Source organism: Paenibacillus sp. P4_A7 (genome assembly GCF_056402455.1).
The window spans coordinates 1-8,420 of sequence record NZ_JBFUHJ010000227.1 but is presented as its reverse complement, the minus strand read 5'-3'; the positions used below and the strand labels follow the sequence as shown (position 1 = coordinate 8,420).

The 8,420-nt window shown below is 44.7% G+C and carries 9 protein-coding genes; 3 read left to right on the top strand and 6 right to left on the bottom strand.

Annotated features, from left to right (window positions below):
* The coding region (locus AC1DWN_RS21555; RefSeq protein ID WP_477560956.1) for a glucose-6-phosphate isomerase at positions 1 to 706 on the bottom strand (706 nt) is incomplete at its 3' end.
* A 161-nt stretch (positions 707 to 867) separates the two neighbouring features.
* Here AC1DWN_RS21555 and AC1DWN_RS21550 point away from each other — a divergent pair.
* Positions 868 to 1,770, top strand: coding sequence for an NAD(P)-dependent oxidoreductase (locus AC1DWN_RS21550; protein WP_477560955.1), 903 nt, complete (start codon positions 868 to 870; stop codon positions 1,768 to 1,770).
* Positions 1,771 to 1,834: 64 nt separating this feature from the next.
* Here AC1DWN_RS21550 and AC1DWN_RS21545 read toward each other — a convergent pair whose 3' ends face one another.
* The 5 genes from AC1DWN_RS21545 to AC1DWN_RS21525 form a co-directional block, all read right to left on the bottom strand.
* Positions 1,835 to 2,356 carry a DUF420 domain-containing protein gene (locus AC1DWN_RS21545; RefSeq protein WP_477560954.1) on the bottom strand — a complete coding sequence of 174 codons (522 nt, stop codon included), beginning with the start codon at positions 2,354 to 2,356 and terminating at the stop codon, positions 1,835 to 1,837.
* A gap of 364 nt (positions 2,357 to 2,720) precedes the next feature.
* Positions 2,721 to 3,038, bottom strand: coding sequence for a pyrimidine/purine nucleoside phosphorylase (gene ppnP, locus AC1DWN_RS21540; protein ID WP_477560953.1), 318 nt, complete (start codon positions 3,036 to 3,038; stop codon positions 2,721 to 2,723).
* Between the two features lie 95 nt (positions 3,039 to 3,133).
* Complete coding sequence (gene tkt / locus AC1DWN_RS21535) at positions 3,134 to 5,152, bottom strand: transketolase (RefSeq protein ID WP_477560952.1); 2,019 nt, start codon at positions 5,150 to 5,152, stop codon at positions 3,134 to 3,136.
* Positions 5,153 to 5,307: 155 nt separating this feature from the next.
* Positions 5,308 to 6,210, bottom strand: coding sequence for a formyltetrahydrofolate deformylase (gene purU / locus AC1DWN_RS21530; protein WP_477560951.1), 903 nt, complete (start codon positions 6,208 to 6,210; stop codon positions 5,308 to 5,310).
* 36 nt (positions 6,211 to 6,246) lie between these two features.
* Positions 6,247 to 7,377 (bottom strand): deoxyribonuclease IV, encoded by a 1,131-nt coding sequence (locus AC1DWN_RS21525; protein WP_477560950.1) that lies wholly within the window; start codon positions 7,375 to 7,377, stop codon positions 6,247 to 6,249.
* A 99-nt stretch (positions 7,378 to 7,476) separates the two neighbouring features.
* On the opposite strand from AC1DWN_RS21525, the gene AC1DWN_RS21520 reads away from it, so the two are divergent.
* Positions 7,477 to 7,914, top strand: coding sequence for a DUF2621 domain-containing protein (locus tag AC1DWN_RS21520; RefSeq protein WP_477560949.1), 438 nt, complete (start codon positions 7,477 to 7,479; stop codon positions 7,912 to 7,914).
* Between the two features lie 246 nt (positions 7,915 to 8,160).
* A partial coding sequence (locus tag AC1DWN_RS21515) for a hypothetical protein (RefSeq protein ID WP_477560948.1) occupies positions 8,161 to 8,420 on the top strand: 260 nt, incomplete at its 3' end.

Below are 8,420 nucleotides of genomic sequence, written 5' to 3'. Positions count from 1 at the left end.
CAGCAGCCCCTTGCATCATGGAATCAATATCGATTCCCGCAGCTGCGATTGGCAGTAAGCCTACCGCAGTCAGCACGGAGTAACGTCCGCCTACATCATCAGGAATAATAAATGATTCGTAGCCTTCTTCAGTAGAAAGCTTCTTCAAAGCACCCTTCTCGCTGTCCGTAGTTGCATAGATACGTTTGCGAGCTTCCTCTTTGCCATATTGCTTTTCAAGCGCAGCGCGGAATACGCGGAATGCGACAGCTGGCTCAGTCGTAGTGCCTGATTTTGAAATAATGTTGATGGACCAGTCACGGCCTTCAATTAGTTGCAATAAATGAGTTACGTAAGTGGAGCTGATATTGTTGCCCGCGAAAAGCACTTGCGGTGTTTTACGTTGCTCTTTCGGTAAAATATTATAGAACGAATGCGATAGCATCTCGATCGCTGCGCGTGCGCCAAGGTAGGAGCCGCCGATGCCGATAACGATCAACACCTCGGAATCCGATTTAATTTTGTCTGCGGCTTTCTTAATACGGGCAAACTCTTCTTTATCGTAGTTTGTAGGAAGGTCGATCCACCCTAGGTAGTCCGAGCCTGTCCCAGTTCCGTTATGTAATTGTTCATGCGCGAGACGAATCGGCTCCGCAAAATATTCAATCTCATGCTTTCCAACGAATGTTAGTGCCTTGCTATAGTCGAACTTAACTGTTTTACTCATAAGAAAAAGACCTCCTCAAGATTTTCGTACGTGGATTAARCTTTTTAACTTAGCATCTACAATATCGGATTTAACTTATAAAAACAAGCAACAAACAATGAAATATTAATGAAGAGTATGTATAATTAAATAAAAAGACTATTGGAGTGGAGGAACGAATCATGAAAAAAGTTGGATTTGTCGGATTAGGTGTAATGGGTGTTGGAATGGCAACGAACCTTCTGCGTAAAGGGTACACGGTTGTCGTATATAATCGTACACCAGGCAAAGCGGGGGACTTAATCACTCTAGGTGCAACTGAGCTTGACTCGCCTTCTGCTGTTGCCAATGCTTCTGATATTGTTATAACAATGATTAGCAATGATGCAGCTATACGTGACGTGTACTGGGGCGTAAACGGCGTTTTTGCCGGTGCTCGCAGCGGTATTACACTTATTGATAGCAGCACCATCTCACCAGCATTAGCCAAGGAGCTTGCAGCTCAAGCTGAAAGCATTGGAGCTTCATTTCTTGATGCGCCCGTAACTGGCAGCAAGCCTGCCGCTGAAGGCGGGACACTGGTGTTTATGGTAGGCGGGCCTTCCGATACACTGGATAGCGTCCAAGATGTTTTGCTAGCTATGGGACGCAAAGTAATCCCTATGGGGGCTAACGGAAGCGGCTCAATCGCCAAGCTCGCACATAATACGATCGTCGGAATCAACGTTGTCGCACTTGCAGAAGGCATGGCCATTGCGGCGAGCGGCGGTATTGACGGGAGTAAATTCGTCGAGCTTGTTCAATCTGGAGGAGCAGCAAGTAAAGCGGCTGAGCTGAAAGGAGCCAAACTGCTGGAGGGCAACTATGACGTGCAGTTTTCGCTCGAGCTGATGCTTAAGGACCTTCGGCTATCATCTGTGCTCTCGGACAGCCTGAACGTGCCTACACCGCTATTGGAGGCGTCTAAGAGCCTATTCCAAGTCGGTGATTCCATGGGGCTTGGTGCACTTGATATGTGCAGCGTAGGACAAGCTTATGAGCAATGGATTGGCCGCAAACTTAATGGGAAAAGCGATAAATCATAATAGCTAATATAAAGAGGGGCTGTCATACGTCTTGGACGCGTGACAACCCCTCTTTACTTTGAAATCAATAGTATGGCGATATCATTAAGTAAACGACTACCCCGGTAAAGCTGACATAAAGCCATATCGGCATTGTCCAACGGGCGATTTTCCGATGCTTCTCCACCTGCATTTGCAAGCCTCTCACAACCGAGATTAACGCAAGGGGCACGATGACAATAGCAAGCAGAATGTGCGAGAGAAGTACAAAGAAGTAGATCGAACGCAACGCGCCTTCACCGCCGTATTTCGTGGACTCCGTTAAATAATGGTAAGCTACATAAGAAATAAGAAATAGTGTGGTCGAGGTAAATGCTGCTCCGATGAAAGCACGGTGCATGCGAACGTTCTTTTTCAGAATGGCGTATAAAGCGATTAGCAGCGTGATAAACGTAAAGCTGTTGAAAATCGCGTTTAGGAGCGGAAGTATAGTCACATCGAAATGAACCTCTCCCTCATAAGCCGGGATGAAGAACAGTGCGGCGATTACCCCAACCAGCACAACCGACAAAAGCCCGATTAACGGCGTATAGTTTCTTTCTTTCATTGTCATTTCCTCCTTAAAGTTTTACGAAGTAAAATTGCTTCGTAAGCTGATGCTTTGTAGTTTTACAAAGTAGAACTCACCTCGTAAGCTGATGCTTTAGTGTTACGAAGTAACACTAACTTCGTATATACTGATTTATCATCATGCCCATTCTCTTTATTAACTCTATCCGATTCAACCTCTCAAAACAATTCGCTTTCACCGTCGTTTGTCACGAAAAACCGAATTTTCTAAATTAGTGAGTATTCGTACACTGTCGCATTTTCTAACAACATATTCGTCAAATCACAAAAAGAAGGCTGCAGCGCCATAGCGTTGCAGCCTTCTTCCACTGAGTTTTCACTCTCTAACTTGCTTTTATAATCTACTCGTAAATATAAGAGCAGCAGTAATCTGTAACTTCAGCAACCTGAAGCTTAAACTTCGTGTTGGCAGGAACTGTGAATTCAGCTTCGCCTTGAATATGCAGCCATTCGGTTTCACCAGGAAGAAGAACTTTCAAGTCGCCGGCAAGAATCTCCATAATTTCAACACAGTCTGTTCCAAACTCATAGTCACCTGGAAGCATGATGCCTAGTGTTTTTTTCGTGCCATCCGTGAACAATACTGCGCGGCTTGTTACTTTACCATCGAAATATACGTTAGCTTTTTTGACGATTGTTACATTTTCGAATTGAGACATGGCTGCTGTTATCCCCTTTATATATCGAATGCTCAAGGCTTATATATCTGCTAAACGAATGCTGTTGCCACATAGGTGGCAACAGCATTTTACGCTTATAGCAATGCTTTCACTTTGCTAACAACATTCTCAACCGTAAAGCCGTACTCTTTGATTACGCGATCTCCAGGTGCTGATGCGCCAAAACGATCGATAGCAAGAATGTCGCCTTGATCTCCTGTGTAACGCTCCCAGCCGAATGGATGAGCCATTTCGATTCCCAGACGGGCTTTAACTTCAGGAAGAATGACGGAATTTTTGTATTCCTTCGATTGCTTCTCGAACAAATCCCAGCTCGGCATGCTGATAACACGAACTTGAATGCCTTCTTCAGCCAAAGCCTTCTGTGCTGCTACTGCTAGCTGCACTTCAGAACCAGTTGCAAGAATTTGCGCTTGCGGTTTACCATCAGTTGCGTCGGATACAACGTATGCACCGCGACGAACCTTTGTATGAACATCTTCTACTGCGCCTTCAAGAATCGGCAAGTTTTGACGAGTCAATACGAGCGCTACTGGGTTTCCTTGGTTTTCAACTGCATAAGCCCAAGCTGCTGAAGTCTCATTCGCATCAGCTGGACGAATAACAGTCAAATCAGGAATGATGCGGATCGAAGCTAGCTGCTCAATAGGCTCATGTGTAGGACCGTCTTCACCAACCGCGATACTGTCATGAGTTAATACATATACAACTGGAAGCTTCATCAATGCAGCTAGACGAACTGCTGGACGAAGATAATCTGTGAATACGAAGAACGTTCCGCCGAATACTTTCAAGCCAGTATGCAAAGCAATACCGTTCATTGCAGCAGCCATACCGAATTCACGAACGCCATAGTAAAGGTTGCGGCCTTCATAGCTGCCCGGTTTGAATTGCGGCAAGTCTTTCAAATGCGTCATTGTCGAGCTTTCCAAGTCAGCAGATCCGCCGAAAATGGTAGGTACGTTTTTCGCTAATCCGTTAAGTGCGTTACCAGAAGCAACGCGAGTAGATACAGGCTTGTCTTCTGTCGTGTAGACAGGAAGATCCGCATCCCAGCCCTCAGGCAATGCGCCAGAAATCGCAAGCTCGAATTGAGCTGCAAGCTCAGGGTAAGCTGCTTTATAAGCTGCAAAGATAGCGTCCCATGCCGCATTTGCTTTCTCGCCATTCTTTTTAACTTCTGCAAAGTGTGCAGTAACTTCTTCTGGCACGTAGAACTCATGATCCTCGGACCAACCATATGCTTGTTTTGTCAATTTTGTTTCTTCAGCACCAAGTGGTGATCCGTGAGGACCTGCATGTCCGCCTTTACCGCCTTTGTTCGGGCTGCCGAAGCCGATAACTGTCTTCACTTCGATCAAAGTCGGTTTGGACAGATCCGCTTGCGCATCAGCAACTGCTTTCGCGAGTGCATCCAGGTCATTACCGTCTTCAACGCGAAGCACCTGCCAGCCATAGCCTTCAAAACGTTTTTGAACGCTCTCGGAGTAGGAAAGATCCAAAGCTCCATCAAGCGAGATATCATTGGAATCATAAAGTACTACCAATTTGCCTAGTTTTAAGTGACCAGCAAAGGAAGCAGCCTCGTGTGAGATTCCTTCCATTAAGTCACCATCTCCGCAGATGGAGTATGTGAAGTGATTAATAAGGTCGTGACCTTCTTTATTATAAGTAGCGGCAAGCTGCGCTTCGGCGATAGCCATACCAACTGCCATGGCAACACCTTGTCCCAAAGGACCCGTTGTCGCATCAACACCAGCAGTGTGACCAAACTCAGGATGTCCTGGTGTTAGCGATCCCCACTGACGGAAGCTTTTCAGTTCTTCAAGTGGCAAACCGTATCCAGATAAGTGAAGCAAGCTATATAGCAGCATAGAGCCGTGTCCAGCAGATAGTACAAAACGGTCGCGGTTAATCCACGTAGGATTAGCCGGGTTATGCTTCATATTTTTTGCAAATAATTGATAGCCCATAGGAGCAGCACCCATTGGCATACCTGGGTGACCTGATTTTGCTTTCTCGATAGAATCGATCGCAAGCGTACGAATCGTATCAATTGAAAGCTGATCAATTGTTTTTTGTGTAACAGTCATTTCAATTTCCTCCTATTATCTAATCTAATTTGTCACGTTATATGGTTTGTCAATAACGGTTTGACGTCATAACAGTACGTAATAACTTTGAATATTGTATCATTCCGATTAAGGGTTTTCCAACCTAATAATTGAATAATTGTATAATAATACGATCAATTGAATACTACAGTCTTATTCTGATGCACAATTACACGGTCCTCAATATGCCACTTCACAGCTCGCGCAAGCACGACGCGCTCTATGGTACGACCGATACGTTTCAAATCATCGACATTGTCTCGATGGCTAACCCGCTGCACATCCTGCTCAATAATCGGCCCTCCGTCAAGCTCCTCTGTTACATAATGAGCCGTTGCTCCAATAATTTTCACTCCGCGAGTATAAGCCTGCGCATAGGRCTTTCCGCCAACAAATGCTGGAAGGAACGAATGGTGAATATTTATAATCCGATTTGGAAATTGTTCAATGAGCTTCGGCGAAATGATTTGCATGTAGCGTGCCAGGACGATTATATCTGCTTTATCCGCTACAACCTCCATCTGCTTAAGTTCCGCTTCCCCCTTCGTGCTCGCTGTAACCGGGATGTGATGATAGGGAATGCCAAACGATTCTACAAGCTCACGCATATCAGGATGATTACTAATAACCATCGCGATGTCCGCATCCAAATCGCCAGCTTTCCACTGCCATAGCAGCTCAAGCAGACAATGATCCTCCTTGGATACAAATACTGCTAGACGCTTCTTGCGGCTTGCACGGAACGTATGCCATTTCATATCAAAACGGTCAGCAACTCTTGCGAAATCCTCCATCAGCACTGGAAGTTCCTTGTCCATATCGTTTAAATCGAATTCAAAGCGTATGAAAAACATACCGCCCTCAGGGTCCATTGTATATTGATCCGATTGAACGATATTCGCTCCATGCTCATACAAAAAGTGAGATACAGCCGCAACAATACCTGGACGATCGGGGCATGAGATAAGCATGCGCGCACGACCGACATTTTTGTTTTCGTTCTTTTTATTTTGAGAAAGATTCATTTCAGATGACATGTACTTCAAACTTCCTTCCTTTAATGACTTTCTGTATTACACACTTGCCAGCAACTGCTTACCTGCAAACCAAGCAATAAGCCGTTGATTGACTTGCTCTTCAGACAATTCCTCAGACAAAGCTCCTTGTTCAATAATCAGGTCATACAAGCGTTCCATCGGCTCGCGAGGGTCTGCTTTCTTCGCTTTTGCATCGTTTTTGAGTACATCCCAAGTTGAAAGTACAAATACTTTTGGATCAATTTCTTGTTTGCCAAAAAAGTGATGAAGGCGCTCCACATCCTCAAAGTATGCTTCGCCAAAACGTGTACGCGCATCTCCGCGCAGCAAAGCGATTTCCGCTTCATACATCGGACGCTCTGTTTTATCCTGTTTGCCGATCCAAGGTGTTTCCAAAATGAACGGACGTCCCTTAAGCCCATCATGATGCACAATAGAGCGTATGCCTTCATGTCCAAGCCAGCCAGCACCGATCGGCGCATGTCTGTCCTTGCCTGCTCCACGCGGGTTTTTACTATCATTAACATGCACAACAGCTACGCGGTCGAGACCGACTATACGATCGAACTGCTCCAGAACTCCGTCCAAATCATAAAGCAAATCATATCCCGCATCATGCATATGACACGTATCCATACAAACAGTAAGTCGATTATTGTCATGAACCTTGTCAATAATAGCTGCAAGCTCCTCAAAGCTGCGGCCGATTTCTGTTCCTTTGCCCGCCATCGTCTCTAGCGCAATGTTGACATTGGTCTCCTTTGTGCCTGCAAGCACTTCATTTAAGCCTTCAGCGATGCGCGAAATCCCAAATTCTGCATCTTTATCTGTATAAGCACCAGGATGCAGCACTATATTACGAACACCAATATAATCTGTACGACGAATTTCCTCTTGCAGAAAAGATACAGCAAGCTGGAACGTATCTTCCTTGTAAGAGCCAAGATTCACAATATATGGCGCATGCACAACAATTTCTCCGATGCCTGCTTGCTCCATCAAGGCCTTTCCTTCTTCAATATATAACGCATCTACCGGTTTGCGTCTTGTGTTTTGTGGTGCTCCGGTATAGATCATAAATGTGCCTGAACCATAAGATATTGCTTCTTGAGCCGCAGTAAGCAGCCCCTTGTCCGAAAACGAAACATGGGAACCTATTTTTAACATGAATTAACGCCCCTTTCGGTTATCAAACCTTATTTTACAAGGTAAGTCGAAATAAATCTAGGAATACGGTATAATTCATTATTGAGGTGAAAGATACATATGAAAGCTACGCCTGATTGGTTTATGTATTTTATTATTTTTTGGGCTATCGTCATGGTTGTCGCAATGTCGATCGGCGGTTTTTTTATGTTCCGAAAATTTCTCAAGGTGCTTCCAATGCGGGATGGCAAATCCAAGCTCGATTGGCAAAATTACTGGGTAGAGCGAAGCCGGAGCATGTGGAACGACGATTCCAAACAGCTGCTAGATGAGCTTGTTTCTCCAGTGCCAACTGCATTTCGAGATATAGCTAAGCATTCCATCGCCGCCAAGATTGGTCAAGTAGCGATTGAACACGGCGCATCTTCAGTAACGCGTGAGCATTGCATTGAAGGTTACATACGAGCAACCCCAAAACGGGATTACCGTAGTTTAGTCACCTTCCTTGATCGCAGAGGGATTGACTACGCTCCTTATAAGCATTTACTTAATAAGTAAGCGTAAACGTGCCAGCGTAAACGGTCTTCGCTGTCCCTTGCGGCGTAAGCTCGTTTCGTGGTGAAATATAAGCCGAGTATGAGGTGAAGCTTATACTTTCTTATATTTTCAAATAAACCTTTATAGACAAACTCATGACAAAACAAAGCCGCCGAGTGCGGCTTTGATTCATTTTTAGCAGTTTTGGATAAAAAAATGTAACCCAATGGAATTAGAATTCGTTATATTAAGCAGGAGGCGGTTTTTATGATGAACACAATTAAGCACAGAAGAAATAAAAAGGCAGTTACAGCAGGAGCAGTTCTTCTAGCTGTCATGCTCGCAGCATCAGCCTGCGGCAACTCCAATACTACGGTTAAAGATGGTAATGAACAGCAACCTATATTAAATGAGGGTCCAAAAGTCGATAATTTACCTGATCAAAGTGGAGTTATCGAACCAGACGTTCCAACATCTAAAAATACCGAAAGTGAAAATAATAATACAGATACGAACAAGCCAAGTAT